General features: G+C 64.3%; 17 protein-coding genes and 1 pseudogene. 6 read left to right on the plus strand and 12 right to left on the minus strand.

Features of this window, described 5'->3' with window-relative positions:
* Positions 1 to 11 precede the first annotated feature (11 nt).
* The 12 genes and pseudogenes from N1F91_RS08970 to N1F91_RS09025 form a co-directional block, all read right to left on the minus strand.
* Positions 12 to 1,103 (minus strand): ABC transporter substrate-binding protein, encoded by a 1,092-nt coding sequence (locus tag N1F91_RS08970; RefSeq protein WP_289991559.1) that lies wholly within the window; start codon positions 1,101 to 1,103, stop codon positions 12 to 14.
* 121 nt (positions 1,104 to 1,224) lie between these two features.
* On the minus strand, positions 1,225 to 2,304 hold the full coding sequence (locus N1F91_RS08975; protein WP_289991709.1) for an ABC transporter ATP-binding protein: 1,080 nt from the start codon (positions 2,302 to 2,304) through the stop codon (positions 1,225 to 1,227).
* 660 nt (positions 2,305 to 2,964) lie between these two features.
* Complete coding sequence (locus N1F91_RS08980; protein ID WP_289991562.1) at positions 2,965 to 4,089, minus strand: DUF2333 family protein; 1,125 nt, start codon at positions 4,087 to 4,089, stop codon at positions 2,965 to 2,967.
* 113 nt (positions 4,090 to 4,202) lie between these two features.
* Positions 4,203 to 5,489 (minus strand): DUF6638 family protein, encoded by a 1,287-nt coding sequence (locus tag N1F91_RS08985; protein WP_289991563.1) that lies wholly within the window; start codon positions 5,487 to 5,489, stop codon positions 4,203 to 4,205.
* A gap of 19 nt (positions 5,490 to 5,508) precedes the next feature.
* Complete coding sequence (locus N1F91_RS08990; RefSeq protein WP_289991564.1) at positions 5,509 to 5,916, minus strand: type II toxin-antitoxin system VapC family toxin; 408 nt, start codon at positions 5,914 to 5,916, stop codon at positions 5,509 to 5,511.
* On the minus strand, positions 5,913 to 6,167 hold the full coding sequence (locus N1F91_RS08995; protein ID WP_289991565.1) for a type II toxin-antitoxin system prevent-host-death family antitoxin: 255 nt from the start codon (positions 6,165 to 6,167) through the stop codon (positions 5,913 to 5,915). The genes N1F91_RS08990 and N1F91_RS08995 overlap by 4 nt, the downstream gene beginning before the upstream one ends.
* Positions 6,168 to 6,316: 149 nt before the next feature.
* Positions 6,317 to 6,727: pseudogene (locus N1F91_RS09000) on the minus strand (DUF559 domain-containing protein).
* A 57-nt stretch (positions 6,728 to 6,784) separates the two neighbouring features.
* On the minus strand, positions 6,785 to 8,692 hold the full coding sequence (locus N1F91_RS09005; RefSeq protein ID WP_289991566.1) for an AAA family ATPase: 1,908 nt from the start codon (positions 8,690 to 8,692) through the stop codon (positions 6,785 to 6,787).
* Positions 8,693 to 8,717: 25 nt separating this feature from the next.
* Positions 8,718 to 9,863 (minus strand): hypothetical protein, encoded by a 1,146-nt coding sequence (locus tag N1F91_RS09010; RefSeq protein WP_289991567.1) that lies wholly within the window; start codon positions 9,861 to 9,863, stop codon positions 8,718 to 8,720.
* A gap of 35 nt (positions 9,864 to 9,898) precedes the next feature.
* Entirely contained in the window at positions 9,899 to 10,993 is a 1,095-nt protein-coding gene (locus N1F91_RS09015; RefSeq protein WP_289991568.1) for a hypothetical protein, read from the minus strand.
* A 161-nt stretch (positions 10,994 to 11,154) separates the two neighbouring features.
* Positions 11,155 to 11,667 carry a BA14K family protein gene (locus tag N1F91_RS09020; protein ID WP_289991569.1) on the minus strand — a complete coding sequence of 171 codons (513 nt, stop codon included), beginning with the start codon at positions 11,665 to 11,667 and terminating at the stop codon, positions 11,155 to 11,157.
* A gap of 99 nt (positions 11,668 to 11,766) precedes the next feature.
* Positions 11,767 to 12,375 (minus strand): thymidine kinase, encoded by a 609-nt coding sequence (locus N1F91_RS09025; protein ID WP_289991570.1) that lies wholly within the window; start codon positions 12,373 to 12,375, stop codon positions 11,767 to 11,769.
* Between the two features lie 234 nt (positions 12,376 to 12,609).
* Between N1F91_RS09025 and N1F91_RS09030 the strand changes: the two genes are divergently transcribed.
* The 6 genes from N1F91_RS09030 (at position 12,610) to N1F91_RS09055 (ending at position 19,722) form a co-directional block, all read left to right on the plus strand.
* Positions 12,610 to 13,554, plus strand: coding sequence for a choline ABC transporter substrate-binding protein (locus tag N1F91_RS09030; RefSeq protein WP_289991572.1), 945 nt, complete (start codon positions 12,610 to 12,612; stop codon positions 13,552 to 13,554).
* Positions 13,555 to 13,644: 90 nt separating this feature from the next.
* A complete protein-coding gene (gene choW, locus N1F91_RS09035; protein ID WP_289991573.1) occupies positions 13,645 to 14,499 on the plus strand; it encodes a choline ABC transporter permease subunit in 855 nt (284 codons plus the stop codon).
* A complete protein-coding gene (gene choV / locus N1F91_RS09040) occupies positions 14,496 to 15,677 on the plus strand; it encodes a choline ABC transporter ATP-binding protein (protein WP_289991574.1) in 1,182 nt (393 codons plus the stop codon). The genes choW and choV overlap by 4 nt, the downstream gene beginning before the upstream one ends.
* A 167-nt stretch (positions 15,678 to 15,844) precedes the next feature.
* A complete protein-coding gene (locus tag N1F91_RS09045) occupies positions 15,845 to 17,236 on the plus strand; it encodes a histidine kinase (RefSeq protein WP_289991576.1) in 1,392 nt (463 codons plus the stop codon).
* The gene (locus tag N1F91_RS09050) at positions 17,229 to 17,873 is read left to right on the plus strand and encodes a response regulator transcription factor (protein ID WP_289991578.1); all 645 of its coding nucleotides are present in this window, start codon (positions 17,229 to 17,231) and stop codon (positions 17,871 to 17,873) included. The genes N1F91_RS09045 and N1F91_RS09050 overlap by 8 nt, the downstream gene beginning before the upstream one ends.
* A gap of 169 nt (positions 17,874 to 18,042) precedes the next feature.
* The gene (locus N1F91_RS09055; protein WP_289991580.1) at positions 18,043 to 19,722 is read left to right on the plus strand and encodes a formate--tetrahydrofolate ligase; all 1,680 of its coding nucleotides are present in this window, start codon (positions 18,043 to 18,045) and stop codon (positions 19,720 to 19,722) included.
* The last annotated feature ends 48 nt before the right edge of the window (positions 19,723 to 19,770 follow it).

The raw sequence follows: 19,770 nt of genomic DNA on the forward strand, positions 1-19,770 counted from the left end.
GGTGCCGCAGATCAGCCTGCGACCCAGGCGTTGAAGCGCTCCTCGAGCGAATCGCCGTAGTCGGCCCAGAACTGGACGTCGAACCGGATGGCGGTCTCGAGGTTCTCCGGGCTGGTCGGCATGTGCGGCTTCATGTCGATGTCGGTGCCTTCGAGCGTGCCGACGAGCGGCGCGGACGAGTTGCGGGCCGGACCGTAGGAAATGTACTTCGCCTGGTCGGCGAGGCGCTGGGTGTCGGTGGCGAAGCGGATGTAGTCCTTGATCAGTTCTTCGTTGCCGGTGTCGACGGGGATCACCCAGCCGTCGGTCTCGAACATCTGGTGGTCCCACATGATCTCGAAGGGCTGGTCCTCGTTGGCCTGCGCGTTGAAGATGCGGCCGTTGTAGGCGGTCGCGATCACGGCCTCCTTGTCGGCCAGCATCTGGGGCGGCTGGGCGCCTTCCGACCACCAGATCACGCTGTCCTTGATCTCGTCGAGCTTGGCGAAGGCGCGGTCCTGGCCCTCGGGCGTGGCGAGCACCTCGTAGACCTGGTCCGGCTCGACGCCGTCGGCGATCAGCGCCCATTCGAGGTTCTTCTGCGGAATCTGCTGCAGCGCGCGCGTGCCGGGGAAGGCCTCGACGTTCCAGATGTCCTCGACGGTCTGCGGACCGCCGTCGGGAAAGGCCTCGGTGTTGTAGGCGAACATGGTCGAGTAGAGGATCTGCGGGATGAAGCACTCGCCGATCGTGCCGTCCACGAAGTCCTCCGAGGCCGGCGTGCCGTCCGGCGCGGGCGCCAGCCACTCGTCGGGATCGATCTGCAGGACGAGGCCCTCGTCGCAGGCGCGCTGGGCGTCCGCCTGGAGGAGATCGACGACGTCCCAGGTCACGTTGCCAGCCTCGACCTGGGCGCGGATGCCGGCCAGGCCGTTCGCCGACTTGTCCTCGGTGACGATCTCGACGCCGGTCTTCTCCTCGTAGGGCTCGTGATAGGCCTTGTCCTGCGAGTTCGAGTAGGCGCCGCCCCAGGAGACGATCGTCAGCTGCTTGTCCTGCGCGACGGCTGCTCCGCCCATGGCGATCGCGGCCGCGGTGCTCGTGAGGATGAGTGTGCGTTTCATGTTGACACCTTTCCGTGCATTGAATCGATTTCGACGCGGTGCGCAGGCAGGCTGCGTCCGGCCACCACTGTCATGAATTGCAAGGCCGCCGGCGGACCCTGTTTGCGAGGCGTGTCGGCGCCTATTCGCCGCGGTCGAGCGCGCGGCAATCCTCGGTCGCCCAGCCGACCCGGACCATCTCGCCGCGCTTGAAGCGCCGGGCGCCGAGCCGGTTGCGGGTCTTGACGATGAAGTCGGCATTGCCGGCCACCGTCATGCGGGTGCGGATGTGGTCGCCGAGATAGATGACCTCCTCGACACGGGCGGTGACGGTGTGGTCCGTCACGCTCTCGTCGGGGTCAATCTCGACGCGCTCGGGACGGATCGAGAGCTGCGTGCGCTCGCCCGGCCCGGCATTGATGGCGAGCGCGTGGACGCTTTCGCCGTCGGTCAGCTCGACGCGGGCGATGCCGTCGTTGATCGACCGGATGCGGCCGTGCAGCGTGTTGTTCTCGCCGATGAACTGGGCGACGAAGCTGTTTTCCGGCTTCTCGTAGAGCACTTCCGGGGGCGCGAGCTGCTGGATGACGCCGTCGTTGAAGACGGCGACGCGGTCCGACATGGTCAGCGCCTCGCTCTGGTCGTGGGTGACGTAGATGACCGTCACGCCGAGCGATTCGTGGATGTGCTTGATCTCGTACTGCATGTGCTCGCGCAGTTGCTTGTCGAGCGCCCCGAGCGGCTCGTCCATGAGGACGAGCTCGGGTTCGAAGACGAGCGCGCGGGCGAGCGCGATGCGCTGCTGCTGGCCGCCGGAGAGCTGTGTCGGCCGGCGACCGTGGAAGGAACCGTCGCCCATCTGCACCATGTCGAGGGCGCGCTGCACCTTCTTTTCCTGCTCGGCGCGGCCGAGGCCGCGGACGCTGAGCGGGAAGGCCAGGTTCTCGGCGATCGTCATGTGCGGGAACAGCGCGTAGTTCTGGAACACCATGCCGATGCCGCGCTGGTGCGGCGGCACGCTGTTGATGGGGCGGCCATCGAGATAGATCTCGCCATTGGTGGCGGCCTCGAAGCCGGCGACCATCATCAGGCAGGTGGTCTTGCCCGAGCCGGACGGTCCGAGCATGGTCAGGAACTCGCCGCGCGCAATGCTCAGGTTGAGATTTTTCACGACAAGCGTCTCGCCGTCGTAGGATTTCTGCACCTCCTCGAACAGCACCATAGGACGTTCGGTCGCTTCGGCAGGCGCAAGCGACACGTCGCGGCTCTTCACCGCGGCCAAGTCATTCAATGTTGACTCCTTCCGGATATTTTTCGTGATCCTATAGCAAATTATGCTGAAGATCAAACCCCGGCGGCCATATTCCTGATATATGTGTATTGGTCGGTTCAATAGTTCGATATTAAATGTCTATAGACGTCCTGATATTCGACTTTTCTTGTCAAATAGTGCGATCAAATTCTTATTAATCGCTCGGAGTATCGTAAAATTGTTATCACGAAGAAAAAATAGGCTTTGATGCGAGCGGAATTCGTGACATGATTTTGCTGGCGTCGCTCTACTTGAATGTGAAAGGTAGCGCGCCGGGCAGAGCTCTTGCGCTGTCCTTGTGCCGAAATACAAAATAACGTCCCCGGCCATGAGCTGAAGAAACCGCGAAACAAAGCGTCGATGGGGCGATTTCACGCGAGGTGACCGGAAGTATTCCGGAAAATTGTCCAAGAAAATGAAATGAAAACGAAAATGATATAGTCGGATGCCGGCCGTATCACAGCATGCCGGAATCGCATGCGACAGGCCTCGATCGCGTCCGAGCCCCGTCCCGCGGGGACGGGGCAGGGCTGATGCGCTGCGGAACGACTGGATTGCCGCGCGGCGTTCTCAGCGATCGAGCACCGAGCGAAGCTCGACGAGGTTGGACCGCACGCGCAGCACGTAGAAGCCCATCGTGGCGAGATGGGTCGGCATGATCCAGCCGGCCTCGTCGCCGTTCGAGATGATGAAGGGCTGTATCCGCAGGGCCGCGCGGAACTGGTCCTCCGTGGCATCCCACAGCGGCTTGATCGACCGCTGCGCAATGACATCCTCGAAGTCGGCTCCCGCGGCATGAAGGATGCCGTAGTAGCCATACAACTGGCCATAGGCGAACCAGAAGCGATCGTCGGCGCGAACGTCGAACCAGCCGCGATTGTAGAGTTCGGAGCGCTCGCGCAGGATCGCGGAGGTGGAGCCGATGTCGTTGGCGATGCGGTCGAGGAACTGGATGAGATTGTCGGCGCGCGCGTCGAAGACGGCGTTGCATCCGGCCAGGCGTTCGTTGAACACCCGCAGGTCGCGGATTGCCGAGCGATAGAAGGCAGGCGTCGGCGTCTTCGGGCCGAAGGGATTGACGCCGAAATACCAGGTGGACTCGTCGAACTGCATGTTGCCGCGCGCGTCCTGCAGGTTCGAATCGATCTGCGAGGTACCGCGCACGCGGCCGAGCGTATCGACGAGTTCGACGGTGGTTCTCCGGATCGCCTGGTTGACCCCGCGCTGGAAGGACGCCTCGTTGTCGAAGAAGGGCGTGCTGTCCCAATCGATGCCGAAGAAGCCGGTCTTGTAGAGCAGCATCGACGAGATCCAGGCGTTCTGGTTCACGTTGAAGTCGATCAGGTCGGCGGTAACGTCGGCGATGGCGGACCGCCCGCAGGTCCGGGTCGTGTCGCCCGCACCGGCGGCCGTGATCTGTTCGCCGGCCGAGACCGCGCGCTGGTCGAGCTGGTAGGCGTCGACGTAATCGGGATTGAAACCGGCCCAGCGCTGCGTCTGGTAGAAGAAGTTGGCGTAGAGGCCCAGGAGAACGAGGAGGGCGATGCCGATCGGACCCTTGATCAGCCATCCCCGCCGCGCATACCAGCGGCTGGCGGCAAGGAAGGGCCACAGCAGGATGCCGATGACCCATCCGATGCCGCGGCCGATGGCCTGGAAGACCCGCGAGAAGAAGTCGACGATCGGATCCAGCATTCTTACCCCCTGAAGCATGTCTCCCGAAAGCGGGCACCGGTTTCGGGTGAAAGACATGCGCGAAAACAGAGACCTAAAGCGTGCGGCGCGAATCTGGAAGATCGCGACACGCTTTAGTCCGTCAGTCCGTAGAGCTTCCGTCGAAGCCCGGCCTTGTCGGAGAGATAGGCGGTCTTCAGCATCTCCACAACGTGGCGCCGCCAGTTCGGCTCGAACGTCTCGTAGTCTGCGTAGAAGGCCTGCTTGTTGAAGACGTAGCGCGAAATGAAGTCGTCGGGCACGAAGTCGGCGATCAGCATGTTGGTCAGCCAGGCATCGGGATGTTCGGGCTTGGCGCGCACGACGAGGAACCGCCTTGCCGGTTCGATCTCGTCGAGGTTTATCCGGCCGGTGCGCCCGACCTCCCGCTTCATGGCGTTGAGAAACGGGAACACCCCGTCGCTGTTGACGAGATTGGCGTGGCCGTGGATCCAGGTCTGCAGCCAGACCTTGTCGGCCATCGTCAGATCGACCGCCGGATCGTTGCGGCAGACGAGGGTGCGGATCGTCATGTCGGCGCGATGCTCGAGATAGCCCGACGCCTCCAGCCAGGAGGCGCGCGGCAGGTCGAGCCGCCCGGTCGAGAGCAGGAACTGGAACACCCGCTCGGCGTCGTGGATCGACAGGTAGCTGACCTGCCAGGGGCGCGAGCGGCGGAAGCCGGGCGCCGACGGGTCGGAGATCACCGTCGTCATGTCCGGATCGACGAAGACGTAGAGCCCGCCGAAATGGCTGGTCCAGAAGGCATTGTGGCGGAAGATGACCTGGTCGGGAACGAGCGCGTTCTCGCGGATGTCGCCGCAGACCTTCGCCAGTTCCACCATCTTCTCCAGCATGGCCGAATCGCGCCAGGCCTCGGGCTCCTGCTTCAGCCGGTCGGCCAGGCGGCCCAGTTCCGCGGCCTTGCCGAGCACGTCCTCGGCCGACAGCACCTTGAACTCGACCTGGTTGATCGACAGCAGGTCCTCGATGTCGTCCACCCTGGCGACGCTGTCCTCGATCTCGCCGTAGATCACGTCCTTGATGGTCAGCGCATCGATGGCGCGCCGGTTGCGCGACAGGAACTCGAACATCAGCTGCGAGGTGTTCGAGAATGCGGTGTGCACGACCGGAAGCTCGATCTGCGACGGCGTCAGCACGATGAAACGCCGGTTCACCCCGTTCGGGTCGAGATAGGCAAAGTCGCCGAACTCCTCGGCCACCTGCGGCGAGAAGCCGGTACGGTCGATCTCGAAGCTGTCGAGCTTCGTCGGCGCCAGCCCGAAGGCAGTGAGCGCCTTGTTGTAGCGTGCGATGAGGTGAGGTTCCTCCACCGTCAGCAGGCGGCCGTAGATGAGTTCGCTATCGCGGAGCAGGTTCATGTCGGATTTTGCCAACCTGTCATTTGCGAAGCCGGCCGATGTCGAGCGCTGCCTTTGCGAGTCGCTTGTCGAGAGTTGCCAGCGGCAGTCCCGTGCGGAGGGCGAGTTCCAGGTAGAGCCCGTCGTAAAGCGTTAGCCCGTGCTCATCGGCCAGTTCGACTGTATCGGTCCACATCCTGTCACCGCCTGCGCGATCGATCGTCAGTTCCAGACCCGAGATGCGTTCGAATGTCCGGCGCCGATAATCCCGGTCGATCCGCTTGCGACGGACGGCCATCACCAACGCGTTTCCGAATTCGACTTGAAAGTGCTGCGGCACCAGGGCCCCGCTTTCGGTCACCTGCATAAGGACATCAAGCGCCAGAGGACTGTTCTCATCGGGCAGGAACCAAGCCAAAGCGATGGAGGAGTCGACGACGATGGTCAATAGCGCCGACCCATCTCGATGTAGTCGCGAATCGTCAGTCCGTCGGGATCGGGTTTTACTGCTTTGCGCATTTCGATGATTGCCCGCGCGACCTCTCTTGCCTTGGCCTTCTGCTCCTCGGTCCGCGCAGGCGGCACCAGCCGCGCGACCGGCTTGCCGTGGCGCGTGATCGTTATCTCCTCGCCCTTTTCGACGAGTTCCAAGAGCGCGCTCAGCGAGTTGCGAGCTTCCAGCGTTCCGACTTCACGCATGTCCTTGCCTTTCTAGCCAGCCACGCCAGAATTTAAGGCCGCGGATCCGCGTTTGCAATCGCGATCCGCGCCCGCCGAACTCCCCTTCTCCCCGTTCACGGGGAGAAGGTGCCCGAAGGGCGGATGAGGGGCGGCGCGAAGGTTGTCGGTCATGGCTCTACCTCGCGAACCGCCGGAAGGAACCTTACGTCGTGACCGACCATGCGTTCGCGAAGTCGCCCCTCGACGGCCGCCACGATCGTATCGATGACCAACGCTCGGTCACGCAGCACGTCGGCGTGCCACACCCTCAGCACAGACCACCCATTCGCATTCATCGTTTCGTCCCGAAACCGGTCCCGCGGCTGGCGAGCGTGCTGGCTGCCGTCGACCTCGACGACCAGATTGGCCTGCCGGCAGGCAAAGTCGGCGTAGTACGGTCCGATCGGCAATTGCCTGACGAACCTTCAGCCGTTGAGCCGCCGCCCGCGCAGTTCGTTCCACAACACGTCCTCCGCATCGTTCTCGACCTGCCGAAGAGATCGGGCACGCTTCGTCCTCCTCGCGTTCTCGCCACGCATCGCGCCCCTCATCCGCCCCTTCGGGGCACCTTCTTCCCGTGAACGGGGAGCAGGAGGTCAGCCCCACAAACCCTTCGCCTTCAGCCCCTCGATCTCGCCGATCGCCCGCTCGCGCAGCTTCGCGTCGCGGACCATCTTGGACACGGCGGTGTCGTCGGAGCGATCGGAGTAGCGGAATTCCGAGTCGGCGTAGCGATTGATTTCCTGCATCACCATGGCCATCGAGAAGGGGCCGCGCAGATCCTCGATCATCGCCTTCTTCTCGTCGTAGGGCTTGTGCAGGAAGGCATCGGGCGCCTCGAACCAGGCGTCGGGCAGGTCGAAGTCCATGGCGCGCATCTTGATGGCGTCGGTGACGTTCTTGATGGCGCGGCCGGTGAAGCGCGGCTCGACCTCGCGGATCATGTGCAGGTAGGTGCCGACGTCGGTCATCGTGCGAGGCTCGCCGAACTGGTCGAGAAACCGGTCATAGACCTTCTGGAGGCCTTCTTCCTGCGGTTTCGAGTGCTCCTCGTAGGCGACCGATATCGCCTTCTGGATCGACTGGTTCTGCAGGAGCGCGTGGTCGCCGAGCGGGATCTGGTGGTTCCTGCCGGCGAGCAGCACGAAGATGTCGATGTAGTCGTCGCGGGTCTGCGGCCCGTCGACCAGCCAGCGGGCGCCGGCGCGCTGGCGCAGCGCGTCGTCGACGTTCTCGGGATAGTTGGAGAACATGCCGAAGGAGCAGTTGCCCCGCACCACGGTCTCGGCCCCGGCGAAGGCCGCCATCAGCACGCCGGTGATCTCGCGCTGGCCGGCCGAGGCGCGGTCATCGGAACGCTTGGCCGCCACCTGGTCGATGTCGTCGATGGTGCCGAAGCCGATGGCGCGCGGGTTGATGACGTTGTTGACGAACTGGCGACAGTTCTGGCCCGACTTGCCCTGGTAGGACGAGATCTGGTCGACGCCGAAATTCTCATAGTGGAAGGGATAGCCGGCGACCTGGCAGTAGTCGTTGATCAGGCCGGCGGTCATCTGGATCAGCATGGTCTTGCCGGTGCCGGGCGCGCCGTCGCCGATAAAGGTGAAGAGGAAGCCGCCGAGTTCGACGAAGGGGTTCATCTGGCGGTCGAAATCATAGGCCATGATCATCCTGGCCAGCCGCATCGCCTGGTACTTGGCGATCTGGTTGCCGACGATGTCCTCCGGTTTCTTGAAGGTCATCGACAACGGCTTGCGTTTCTGTCCCGGCGTGACGTCAAAGCCGTCGAGCGTGAAGTCGTCGGCATCGAGCCGGATGTGCGCGTCCTCGAAGGCACCCAGGCCGTCGAACCGGGCCTTGCGGGCAAGCAGACCTTCGATCGCCTCGCGGGCGAAGGCCCGGGCGCGCGCCGTCATCTCCTGCTCATCTCCGGCACCGGCGATGGCCTTGTCGAGACCCGAGACCATCGACTTCAGCGCGTCCTGCTGCGTGTCGAACAGGAAGTCCGGCTCGGCGGTGTCGTTCACCGGCTCGCTCTCGCCGTCGACCAGTTGAAGCAGGTAGGAGGCGAAGGCGAAGGCCGCGACATAGGCCGAAGCGGACAGGAGCTTCTTGTACCGGGTCGCATCCTCGCCCTGCAGCGGCGACTGCAGGTTCTTCGCCTGCAGGCTCTCGAGGTCGGAGGCCTGCGCGAAGACGTCGCCGATGGCCAGCGACACCTCCAGCCCGCGGCGGGCGCGGAACAGCAGCGTGTGCTGCGGGATCGACAGCATCTGATCCCCCGGCCGCAGCGAAGCGATCGTCTTCGACAGCTCGACTTCGCGGGTGCGGCGCGTCGCACCCGTCGAGACGGTCGAGACGAAACGCCGGCCGGTGCCGGCGAGCGCGGTCGCCGAGCGGCCGCCGTCATCTTCCAGCACGATGATGCGCGTGACCATCGACTGCGCGACGGCGCGGTGCTTCTCGATGTCTTTTTCCGTGATCGTCGTCAGGCCGGCGTCCATGCGTCACTCCCCTCCCGGCGGGCTGCTACACATCGCTGATCACGCCGGAGCCCGACAGGATGTGGACCTTGTATCCCGAAAAGATCTTCTGCGCTTCGCCCGCGGCATAAAGCGCCTGATAGGCCTCGTGCGGGATCAGCGCGTGTTTCTCGTAGGCGGAAACGCCCTGGCGCGCCGCCTCCAGATCGTCGGTCTCGAGATGGAACTCCTCTCGCGCGGGCTCGCTCGACCACAAGCCCCGCCGCGCGGGCTTCTCCGTCTTCGAGAACACCTCCTGGATCGTCCAGGTGAGCAGCCAGGCGCTTTGCGGGCGGCGCACCTTGTCGAGCACCGCCGCCACCGTCGGATTATGCTCGGTGATGCCGGCCGAATAGAAGGGGCCGAGCACGACGCGGCGCAGCTGCTTGGGGTGCAGGTTCTCGAAATCCTTGTCGAGATTGCCGGCGATCGTGGCCGGCGACAACGAATAGGCCGAGTTCTTCTCGGCGAAATCGTCGAAACGACGGGCAAGCGACGGGTTCAGCAGGCCTTCGACAGGCAGCGGGATCGGCACCTTGTCGTTCAGCTTGCCGTCGCGCGTCACCAGCATGCCGACGAGGTCCGGCGAGGAATCCTCCACCATCGCCATGTAGACCAGCGGCAGGTTGGCCGCGCCGTCGAAGGCGCCCCAGTGGACCAGATAGAAGGGCCGGCCGGTCCGCGGATTGACGGACACCCGGACCGTCTTGGGCAGGACATTGGGCGCGAAGACGAGCCCGGTGCTGGCCTCTTCGAGGTAGAGCCGCTCTGCCATCATGCGCTGGAGGGTGGCTGGAAACTCCTTGTGGCGCAGGATGAAGTCGACCATCTCGGCGCGCAGTTCGACTGGCTGCGGAATGGCCGCCAGACGCTTGTCGGCCGTGCGCCGGTCGTTTTCCAGTTCCAGCACGTTCTGGAACACCGGGAAACCGCTTTCTGCCCGCGAGATGCGGAAGCTGTCGGTGAAGCCGAGCCGGTTTCGCCAGCAGGCGAAGGAGTTTTCCAAGCGCACGATATATTCCGAAACGATCTGCGCCACCAGGCCATGTGCCTGCAGCTTCGAACGCTCGTCGCGCAGGAAGATGTCGAGGCCGGCAAGCGCAGCCGCGATGGCATCGAAATAGCGGCTGGCAGCCGTGTCGGCGGGTGTCATGGCTGCGCCATCCTATGCGTCCGGCCGCCTTTCCCTCAGGCGCCCGTCTTCACGTAGTCGGCGGCATTGTGCTTTCGGAGGACTTCGTCGAAACGGCGCGCGAAGGCATCGTCGGCGAGCTTCTTGCGCCGCTGGATGTCCGCGGTGGCGACCATGTTCTTCTCGTGCAGTTCGAGGAGATCGCCGATGTGCTTCTGCGCCGCCGCGCCGATGCCGGCCATGGTCTGCTCGGCCGTCGTGTCGACCTGGCTGCCCAGCGTGTTGATCTTGTGGGCGACGTCCTGCTGCGCGGCGGTCTTCAGCGAGTCCTCCAGCGCCTTGTAGAGAACGATGCGCTGCTCGGTGTCGATGGTCAGCTTGTTGATCAGCGTGTTCTGCGCCGCGATCTGGTTGTTGAGCGAGTCCACGAAGGTCTGGAACATCGAGGTGTAGCGCTCCAGCGTCTGGCTTTCGGCCAGCAGTTCCTGCTCCTTGGCCTGGCGCTCGTTGTACTCGGTGGCGAGCTTCGAGCGTTCGGATTCCAGATCGGTGCGCTGCGTCTGGTCGGTCGAGGCGGCGATGCGGTTCTCGATGTCCAGCAGCATCGGGTTCAGCTCCTCGATGCGCTTCTGCGTGGCGGTCAGGTTGGCGATCGTTCCCTTGCGGCGCTCGATGACCTGCGACAGGCTCGCTTCCGAGGTGGCGTAGCGCTGGTCGAGCACCTGCTTCTGGGCCTTGAGGATGCCGACGATCGTGTCCGACTTCGCGAGCAGTTCCTGGAGGTTGCCGGCGAGCGACATGTTGCGGACGCGCTCCGTGCGCATGCGCTGCTGGCTCTGCTTGGAGAAGATCCCGACGAAGCTCTCCCAGCCCGTGTAGTTCTTCATGCTCTCGAACTCGGAGCCGAAGACGTTGGTGGCATCCTCCAGCCCGATGATCAGGTCGGCAATGTTGCCTTCCATGACTTTCTGCTGCTTCAGGACGTCCTGGATGCGGGCATTCTCGATGTCGAAATCGGCATCGCCGATCGCCTTGTCAGCGGTGGCGAATTTCTCGAGAACGATTCCCGACTGCTCGATGCGGGATCGCATGTCGTCGACCACCCGCCTCGTCCGCGCGATCTCCGCATCGAAATTCTGCAACGTCGCCATGGTCACCCTCCGCCTCAGCGCTACTGACGACGCGAATATATGGATCGTTCGTATCGATTGAAAGTCGTCATCGTCGGACAGGGAGGAACATGCTCCCCGAACGAAGAAAGGCCCGCCCCTCGTCGAGGGGCGGGCCTTCATGACATCAGGCGTGCCGGCGATCAGCTATAGGGCGAATTACACTGCTGGCGCGGGCCGTTGTAGGGCTGGAACGTGTTGTCCGACGAACGATAGGACCGGTAGCGGTCGTGGCACCACTGAATGTGGGCGCTGCCGCCGGAACGCACCGTGTTGTTGTTGTTCAGCGCACCGCCGATGATCGCACCGGCGATGAAGGCTGCCGGCGGAAACCAGAAGCCGTTGTGCTGGCGATAGCCGGGGCGCCGCTCGCGATAGCCACGGTGCTTGTTGTAGTAAGCGTAGTTGCCGCGACGCTCGAAGCGCGATTCACGACGGTCTTCGCGACGGTCGAAGCGGTTTTCCCGCCGATCCTGGCGCCGCTCGAAGCGACGTTCGCGATCATTGCGGTTCATCTGAACCTGGATGACGTCGGCGTCCGTTGCCTGCGCCTGCATCTTCGGAAGAAAGACCGGCGCGGCAGTTGCCGGGAGCGCGATGGATGCCGTCATGGCGAACGCCAGGGTGGCGCAAAGCGCTGATGTGAACTTCTTCATGGGTGTGCCTTTCGAAGCGATGTCCCTAGACCGGAAGTACGTTCCGCCAGACCGTTCGTTCCATTAAATCGCGGTAACAAAGGCGAAATTCGCCTTGGGCTAGCGGGCGAAGCCGATGAAATCCTCCGCGCTCCACCGGCCCATTTCCTCCTCCCAGTGCCGGCGGCAGAGCGAGACGTAGACGTCCTTTCCGATCGCCACCTGATCGCCTTCGCGTGCGACCTTTCCGTCGGAACCGAGCCGGACGACCATGGTCGCCTTGCGGCCGCAGCGGCAGATGGTGCGGACCTCGCGCAGTTCGTCGGCGATGGCCAGCAACGCGCGAGAGCCGGTGAAGAGGTTGCCCTGGAAATCGGTCCGCAGGCCGTAGCACATGACCGGGATGCCGAGGCGGTCGGCCACCCGCGCCAGCTGCCATGCCTGCTCTTCCTCCAGGAACTGCGCCTCGTCGACGAAGACGCAGTGGACGGTCGCGTGGCCGTTGCGCTCGGCGATGGCGGCAAAAAGGTCGTCGCCGTCCCGGAACATGCGGGCGTCGGATTCCAGGCCGATGCGAGACGAGATGTAGCCCGCGCCCTCCTTGCGGTAGTGGCCCGCCACGAAGAGCATGGTCGACATGCCACGCTCACGATAGTTGTACGACGCCTGCAGCAGCATCGTCGATTTGCCGGCATTCATGGTGGCGTAGTGGAAGTAGAGCTTGGCCATGGCGCCTTTAAGCGCAGATTCCGCGGGGAGGGGAGTCCGCCGTTCATGCGAAGTCGCTGAGGCCGGGGGTCATCCACGGCAAACTGTGTCTGCGGCGGTCGTTGGCGTAAGCTGGCCAGCACATGGCGGTATGCGGCTTGAAACGCCGCCGAAATGATGTTTGGCTTCCGCCATGGACTGCCGAGCCGAGGACGATCCGTCCTCGTGCGCAGCCGAACAAGGGGAGTTACCAGGATGAAGCTCGCAAAGACCACCGCGCTCGCCTTCGGGCTGGCCACGGCACTGTCGTCCGGCGCGCTGGCCGCGGATGCCGGCAGCTGCAAGGAAGTCACGTTCTCCGACGTCGGCTGGACCGACATCACCGCCACGACCGCCACCGCATCGGTCCTGCTCGAGGCGCTCGGCTACGAGCCTTCGACGGAAATCCTGTCCGTTCCGGTCACCTATGCCTCCCTCAAGAGCGGCGACATCGACGTCTTCCTCGGCAACTGGATGCCGACGATGGAGGCCGACATCGCGCCCTATCGCGAGGACGGCTCGGTCGTCACGCTGGTGACCAATCTCGAAGGCGCGAAGTATACGCTGGCGGTGCCGAAATACACTTTCGACAAGGGCCTGCAGAGCTTCGCCGACATCGCCAAGTTCAAGGACCAGCTCGACGGCAAGATCTACGGCATCGAGGCCGGCAACGACGGCAACCGCCTGATCCTCGACATGATCGCTGGCGACCAGTTCGGCCTTGCCGGGTTCGAGGTGGTCGAGAGTTCCGAGGCCGGCATGCTGTCGGCAGTCAAGAAGGCGGCCGGCAGCAAGGAAGACGTCGTCTTCCTCGGCTGGGAGCCGCACCCGATGAACGCCAATGTCGAGATGGCCTACCTGTCGGGCGGCGACGACGTGTTCGGCCCGAATTACGGCGGCGCCACCGTGCACACCAACGTGCGCAAGGGTCTCGTCGAGGAGTGTCCGAACCTCGGCAAGCTGCTCACAAATCTCGTCTTCTCGCTGAAGATGGAAAACGAGATCATGGGCGCCATCCTCGACGAGGGGAAGGATCCCGCCGATGCGGCGACTGCCTGGCTGAAGGCCAATCCGGACGCGGTCGCGCCGTGGCTCGACGGCGTGACGACGCTGGAGGGCGGCGATGCGACGGCCGCCGTGAAGTCTTCGCTGGGCATGTGAACCGTTTTCGCTTCATATGACGAACGGAATGGCGGCCGGACCGGAGTCCGGCCGCCGTCTCGTCCATAGCCACCATGGGGGTAGCTCGAAATGGATCCGGTCTCGGAGTGGGTCGCCGATTACAAGATACCGATCGGTCGATGGGGCAAGCAGTTCTTCGACTTCCTGACGGACAATTTCGAGTGGTTCTTCGATTCCATCGCTGACGGGCTCACCTTCCTGCTCGACGGGCTCGTCGACATCCTTCTCGCCGTCCCCCCGGTGCTGCTGGTGGCGCTGATCGCGGGCTTCGCCTGGTGGCTGAAGGCGTCCTGGAAGCTGGCGGCCGGCGTCGCGCTCGGCCTGCTCTTCATCATCAACCAGGGCCTCTGGAAGGAAACCTGCGAGACCATCGTTCTGGTCGTCGGAGCGACGGCGGCATCGATGGCGCTCGGCGTGCCGATCGGCATCTGGGCCGCGCACAGCGAGCGCGTCTACCGTATCCTGCATCCGCTGCTCGACCTGATGCAGACATTGCCGACCTTCGTCTATCTCATACCGGTGCTGATCCTGTTCGGCCTCGGCATCGCGCCCGGCATGATCGTCACGGTGATCTTCGCCATGCCGGCGCCGATCCGGCTCACCTATCTCGGCATCACGTCGGTGCCGAAGCCGATGATCGAGGCGGGCGAGAGCTTCGGCGCCACGAAGAGCCAATTGCTCTGGAAGGTGGAACTGCCGGCCGCGCTGCCGACGATCATGGCCGGTCTCACCCAGTGCATCATGCTGTCGCTGTCGATGGTGGTGATCGCGGCCCTGATCGGCGCCAACGGCCTCGGCAAGCCGGTCGTGCGGGCGCTGAACACGGTCAACATCCCGCTTGGTCTCGAAGCCGGCCTCGCCATCGTGGTGCTCGCCATCATCCTCGATCGTGTCGCCCGGATCGGGGAGGGGAAGACGCGATGAGCACGGCGGTCGAATTCAAGCATGTCGACATCGTCTTCGGCGACGATCCGCGCGAGGCGCTCGCGCTGCTCGACGGCGGCGCGACGCGCCAGGAGATCCTGGAAAAGACCGGGTCGGTGCTCGGCTGCGCCGACTGCAACCTGACCGTCGAGGAAGGCGAGATCTCGGTGCTGATGGGCCTGTCCGGCTCCGGCAAGTCGACGCTGCTGCGCGCAGTCAATGGCCTGAACAAGGTCACGCGCGGCGAGGTGGTCGTTCACGACGGAGACTGGTCCGCCGACGTGGTCTCGTGTGGGTCCGACATGCTGCGCAAGGTCCGCCGCGAATGCGTGGCCATGGTCTTCCAGCAGTTCGCGCTCCTGCCCTGGCGCACGGTGGCCGAGAATGTCGGCTTCGGCCTCGAACTGGCCGGTGTGCCGGAGAAGGAAAGGCGCGAGCGCGTTCAGGCGCAGCTCGAACTCGTCGGCCTGTCGCAATGGGCCGGCAAGTACGCGCACGAACTGTCGGGCGGCATGCAGCAGCGCGTGGGGCTGGCGCGCGCCTTCGCCACGGAGGCGCCGATCCTGCTGATGGACGAGCCGTTCTCGGCGCTGGATCCGCTCATCCGCACGAAGCTGCAGGACGAATTGCTCCAGCTCCAGGCCGATCTCAAGAAGACCATCGTCTTCGTCAGCCACGATCTAGAGGAAGCGCTGAAAATCGGCAACCGGATCACCATCATGGAGAGCGGCCGCATCGTCCAGTCAGGCGCTCCCGAGGAGATCGTGCTGAAGCCTGCCAACGACTACGTCCGCGACTTCATCGCCAACGTCAATCCGCTCTCGGTGCTGACGGCCTGGAACGTGATGCGCGACCGCCGCGACCTCGTGCAGGCGGGCGACGGCTGGGTCTGGCTTGACCGGAGACAGACCACGCGCTTCCAGCTGGACGAGAACCACATGGTGGTCGCCGCGGAAAACAACGGGCAACCCGCGATCTGGTCGTCCTGCGACGACGTAGAGACGTTGCCGCGCGACCGACCGCCCGTGTTCTGGGCCAAGCCGGGCACGTCGCTCAAGACCGTCATGCACGCCATGCACCAGTCCCAGACCGCGCCCGTCGCCATTTTCGACGAACAGACCCGCTTCATCGGCTCCATCGGCGTTCGCGACGTGCTGCGAGCCGTCTTGCGCCGCTGACGGTAACCCATGTACCGGTTGGACGCCCGACCGCAGGTGGTGACCGTGTCGCCTGACCGGCGCATCGCGCACGGAAGGGTTTCAGCAGGAGCGGGCGGGAAAAGCGGTGCAGGAAAGGCGTCGAACGTGAGTGCGGTAGCGTCGCGATGATCGGGAAATCTGACGCCGTGACGTCGCCCCCCCTCACGCGCCGTTTCGGCCGCATGGGCCTGTCGGCACGTTTCGCCATCGCGGTCATCCTGGCGATGACGCTGTCGGGCCTGACGGTGGGCACGGTGGTGAATCGCATCATCACGCAAGCCGCGATCACGAATGCCGCGTCCGCGACCGCGCTCGTGATGGATGGCGTCCTGCTTCCCATCGTTCGCGAGGTGGACGAGAGTGGCAGCCTGCCGATCGGCGCGGGCGACGCGCTGGAGAGCATGCTGTCCATGGGCGCATTGGGAGGGCGGATCCATTCGATCAAGCTCTGGAGGCCGGACGGGATCGTGGCCTATTCGCCGGACCGGGACCTGATCGGCAGGCAGTTCGAGATGTTCGATGCCCTGGAGAGGGCGCTGCAGGGCGAACTGGCCGCCGAGATCGAGGAACTGGACCATGACGAGAGCGCATTCGAGCGGGATCTCGGCGTTCCGCTGCTCGAGGTCTACGCGCCGATCCGCGATCCGTGGAGCGGGAAGATTCTCGGCGTCGCCGAATTCTACGAAAACGCCGGAGCGCTGGTCGACACGCTGCGCCAGGCCACGCTGGTGGTGCTGGCGATCACCATCGGCACGACATTGCTGATCGGGACGTCCCTCTTCGGCATCGTGCACCAGGCCAGCAGGACCATCGAGCGCCAGCGGCGCGACCTGCGGGCGCGTACCCACGAGGCGGAGCGCGTCTCCGAGGTGAACCGGCAGCTGCGCATCCGCGTCCAGCGCGCCGCCTCGCGCGGCCTGGCCATGAACGAGCGCCACGTGCGGCAGCTGAGCGCCGACCTGCACGATGGTCCGGCGCAGCTGATCGGCTTTGCCGCCCTGCGGATCAGCAGCCTCAAGGACGTTCCGCCCGCCTGGCAGTCCGAATGCACCACCATCAAGCAGACGCTCGACGAGGCGATGCGGGAGATTCGCAACATCTGCGCCGGGCTCTCGCTGCCGGAGATCGGCGGACTGGAGTTCGGCGAAGTGCTTCGACGCGCTGTGCAGGCGCATGAAAGGCGGACCGGAACGCAGGTCACGCTGGAAATTGCAAAAATCGACGGGTTCATCGCGTCTTCTATGAAATATTGCGCATACAGATTCGTCCAGGAAGGGCTCAACAACGCCTACAGGCATGCCGAGGGACGCGATCAGTCCATCATATGCGAAACCCGCGACGGAGAACTTTTCATCATGCTCACAAATGGACCTGCCGTTTGTCCCTGCCTGGTGGACGGCAAGCGGCCGCTCGGCCTGGTCGGGCTGCGCGAGAGGGTGGAGGTGCTCGGAGGCACTTTCGGCTTCTCGGCGAAACCGGACGCGCAGGTGGAGATGTGGATGTCGCTGCCGTTCGGCACCGGAGAGACAGATGAATAAGAAGATCAGCGTCATCGTCGTCGACGACCATCCGCTCTACCGCAGCGGCGTCGTGCGCACGCTGGAGGACGATGGAGGCTTCGACATCGTGGCCGAGGGAAGCGATGCCGTCACGGCCGTGCAGCTTGCGATGCAGCACAAGCCCGACATGATCATTCTCGACATCTCCATGCCGGGGAACGGCCTGGAGGCTGCCCGGCGCATCGCCGATGTAGTACCGCGCACCCGTATCGCGATGCTGACGGTTTCGGAAGCCGACGACGACATCGTGCGCGCGCTCGATCTCGGTGCGTCAGGCTATATCCAGAAGGGCGTCGGCGGACCCGACCTGGTGCGGATCGCCAAGAGCATCGCCATGGGACAGTCCTACGTCGCCCCCGGCCTCGCGGCACGCCTTCTCGTCGGCATGCGGACACGGACCGGCGGCACGCAGGCGCTTGCCGATCTCACAGCGCGGGAGGAGCAGATCCTGCGGCTCGTCGCCAAGGGCCTCAGCAACAAGGAGGTCGGCCGATCGCTCAGCCTGCAGGAAAAGACGGTCAAGCACTACATGACGAACATTCTGCAGAAACTTCAGGTCCGCAACCGCGTCGAGGCGGCGATCAAGGCCGGAGAGATGTGGGGCAAGGTCGGCTGACGGCTGCTCCCGCGATTGCGGCCTTCGGGCTGCGGCGTTCACGGCAAGCTGTCGCAATCGGTGCATTGGGCGGCTGTTTTAGGACGGCGGGACCGGCGCGGCCGCGCTCATATCGCGCCGACGCGGAAGGAGGATCTCCGCGACAAGAAATGAATGCGGGGGAGACGCAATGGCCGACGTGAAGTCCGACATCGAGATCGCGCGTGCAGCGAAGAAGAAGCCGATCATGGAGATCGGCGCCAGACTCGCCATTCCGTCCGAGCACCTTCTTCCCTACGGCCATGACAAGGCCAAGATCTCGGCAGAGTTCATCGCCTCGAAGAAGGGCGGCAAGGACGGCAAGCTCATCCTCGTCACCGCCATCAACCCCACGCCGGCCGGCGAAGGCAAGACCACGACGACGGTCGGCCTCGGCGACGGGCTGAACCGGATCGGCAAGCGCGCGATCACCTGCATCCGCGAGGCCTCGCTCGGACCGAATTTCGGCGTCAAGGGCGGCGCGGCGGGCGGCGGCTATGCGCAGGTGGTGCCCATGGAGGATATGAACCTCCACTTCACGGGCGACTTCCACGCCATCACCACGGCGCACAATCTTCTTTCGGCGCTGATCGACAACCACATCTACTGGGGCAACGAGCTCGGCATCGACACCCGCCGGGTGGTGTGGCGGCGCGTGATGGACATGAACGACAGGGCGCTGCGCGAGATCATCTGCTCGCTCGGCGGCGTCGCCAACGGCTACCCGCGCGAGGCCGGCTTCGACATCACCGTCGCCTCCGAAGTGATGGCGATCCTGTGCCTTTCGGTGGACTTGAAGGACCTGCAGAAGCGGCTGGGGGACATCATCGTCGCCTATCGGCGCGACAAGACGCCGGTCTATGCCCGCGACCTCAAGGCGGATGGCGCCATGGCCGTGCTGCTGAAGGACGCCATGCAGCCGAACCTCGTGCAGACGCTGGAGAACAACCCGGCCTTCGTTCATGGCGGCCCGTTCGCCAACATCGCGCATGGCTGCAACTCGGTCATCGCCACGACGACGGCGCTGAAGCTCGCCGACTACGTCGTCACCGAAGCGGGCTTCGGCGCGGATCTGGGCGCGGAGAAGTTCTTCGACATCAAGTGCCGCAAGGCCGGGCTCAAGCCGGCGGCAGCGGTCATCGTCGCCACCGTGAGGGCGATGAAGATGAACGGCGGCGTGAAGAAGGAGGACCTCGGCAAGGAGAACGTCGAGGCGGTGAAGAAGGGCTGCGCCAATCTCGGCCGCCACATCGAGAACGTGAAGCAGTTCGGCGTGCCGGTGGTGGTGGCGATGAATCACTTCACGACCGATACCGACGCCGAGATCGCCGCCATGAAGGAATATGTGGCGGGGCAGGGGTCGGAGGCGATCCTGTGCAAGCACTGGGCGCTTGGCTCGGCCGGCATCGAGGAGCTTGCACACAAGGTCGTCGCGCTCGCCGAATCGGGTGCCGCGCAGTTCTCGCCGCTCTATCCGGACGAGATGCCGCTGTTCGAGAAGATCGATACCATCGTGAAGCGCATCTACCGCGGCTCGGAGGCGATTGCCGACAAGAGCGTGCGCGACCAGTTGAGGCAGTGGGAAGAGGCGGGATACGGGCATCTGCCGGTCTGCATGGCCAAGACGCAGTATTCGTTTTCGACGGATCCGAACCTGCGCGGTGCGCCGACCGGGCATGCGGTACCCGTCCGCGAGGTCAGGCTTTCGGCCGGCGCCGGCTTCGTCGTGGCGATCTGCGGCGAGATCATGACCATGCCGGGTCTGCCCAGAAGCCCGTCGTCGGAGAAGATCTTCCTCAACGAGCAGGGCCATATCGAAGGGCTCTTCTGACCGGCAGGGCCGCGATCGCCCTGGCAAAGACGTCCGGGCTATGAAAAT

Source organism: Aquibium sp. ELW1220 (genome assembly GCF_030398385.1).
Classification (GTDB): Bacteria; Pseudomonadota; Alphaproteobacteria; order Rhizobiales; family Rhizobiaceae; genus Aquibium.

What these genes read in the sequence shown, in the direction of transcription:
- choW (WP_289991573.1), top strand. Translation starts at nt 13,645, where the DNA reads ATGGATCCGGTCTCGGAGTGGGTCGCCGATTACAAGATACCGATCGGT.
- N1F91_RS09030 (WP_289991572.1), top strand. Translation starts at nt 12,610, where the DNA reads ATGAAGCTCGCAAAGACCACCGCGCTCGCCTTCGGGCTGGCCACGGCA.
- N1F91_RS09005 (WP_289991566.1), bottom strand. Translation starts at nt 8,692, where the DNA reads ATGGACGCCGGCCTGACGACGATCACGGAAAAAGACATCGAGAAGCAC.
- N1F91_RS08980 (WP_289991562.1), bottom strand. Translation starts at nt 4,089, where the DNA reads ATGCTGGATCCGATCGTCGACTTCTTCTCGCGGGTCTTCCAGGCCATC.
- N1F91_RS09020 (WP_289991569.1), bottom strand. Translation starts at nt 11,667, where the DNA reads ATGAAGAAGTTCACATCAGCGCTTTGCGCCACCCTGGCGTTCGCCATG.
- N1F91_RS09055 (WP_289991580.1), top strand. Translation starts at nt 18,043, where the DNA reads ATGGCCGACGTGAAGTCCGACATCGAGATCGCGCGTGCAGCGAAGAAG.
- N1F91_RS09025 (WP_289991570.1), bottom strand. Translation starts at nt 12,375, where the DNA reads ATGGCCAAGCTCTACTTCCACTACGCCACCATGAATGCCGGCAAATCG.
- N1F91_RS09050 (WP_289991578.1), top strand. Translation starts at nt 17,229, where the DNA reads ATGAATAAGAAGATCAGCGTCATCGTCGTCGACGACCATCCGCTCTAC.
- choV (WP_289991574.1), top strand. Translation starts at nt 14,496, where the DNA reads ATGAGCACGGCGGTCGAATTCAAGCATGTCGACATCGTCTTCGGCGAC.
- N1F91_RS08975 (WP_289991709.1), bottom strand. Translation starts at nt 2,304, where the DNA reads ATGGTGCTGTTCGAGGAGGTGCAGAAATCCTACGACGGCGAGACGCTT.
- N1F91_RS09015 (WP_289991568.1), bottom strand. Translation starts at nt 10,993, where the DNA reads ATGGCGACGTTGCAGAATTTCGATGCGGAGATCGCGCGGACGAGGCGG.
- N1F91_RS09010 (WP_289991567.1), bottom strand. Translation starts at nt 9,863, where the DNA reads ATGACACCCGCCGACACGGCTGCCAGCCGCTATTTCGATGCCATCGCG.
- N1F91_RS08985 (WP_289991563.1), bottom strand. Translation starts at nt 5,489, where the DNA reads ATGAACCTGCTCCGCGATAGCGAACTCATCTACGGCCGCCTGCTGACG.
- N1F91_RS08995 (WP_289991565.1), bottom strand. Translation starts at nt 6,167, where the DNA reads ATGCGTGAAGTCGGAACGCTGGAAGCTCGCAACTCGCTGAGCGCGCTC.
- N1F91_RS08970 (WP_289991559.1), bottom strand. Translation starts at nt 1,103, where the DNA reads ATGAAACGCACACTCATCCTCACGAGCACCGCGGCCGCGATCGCCATG.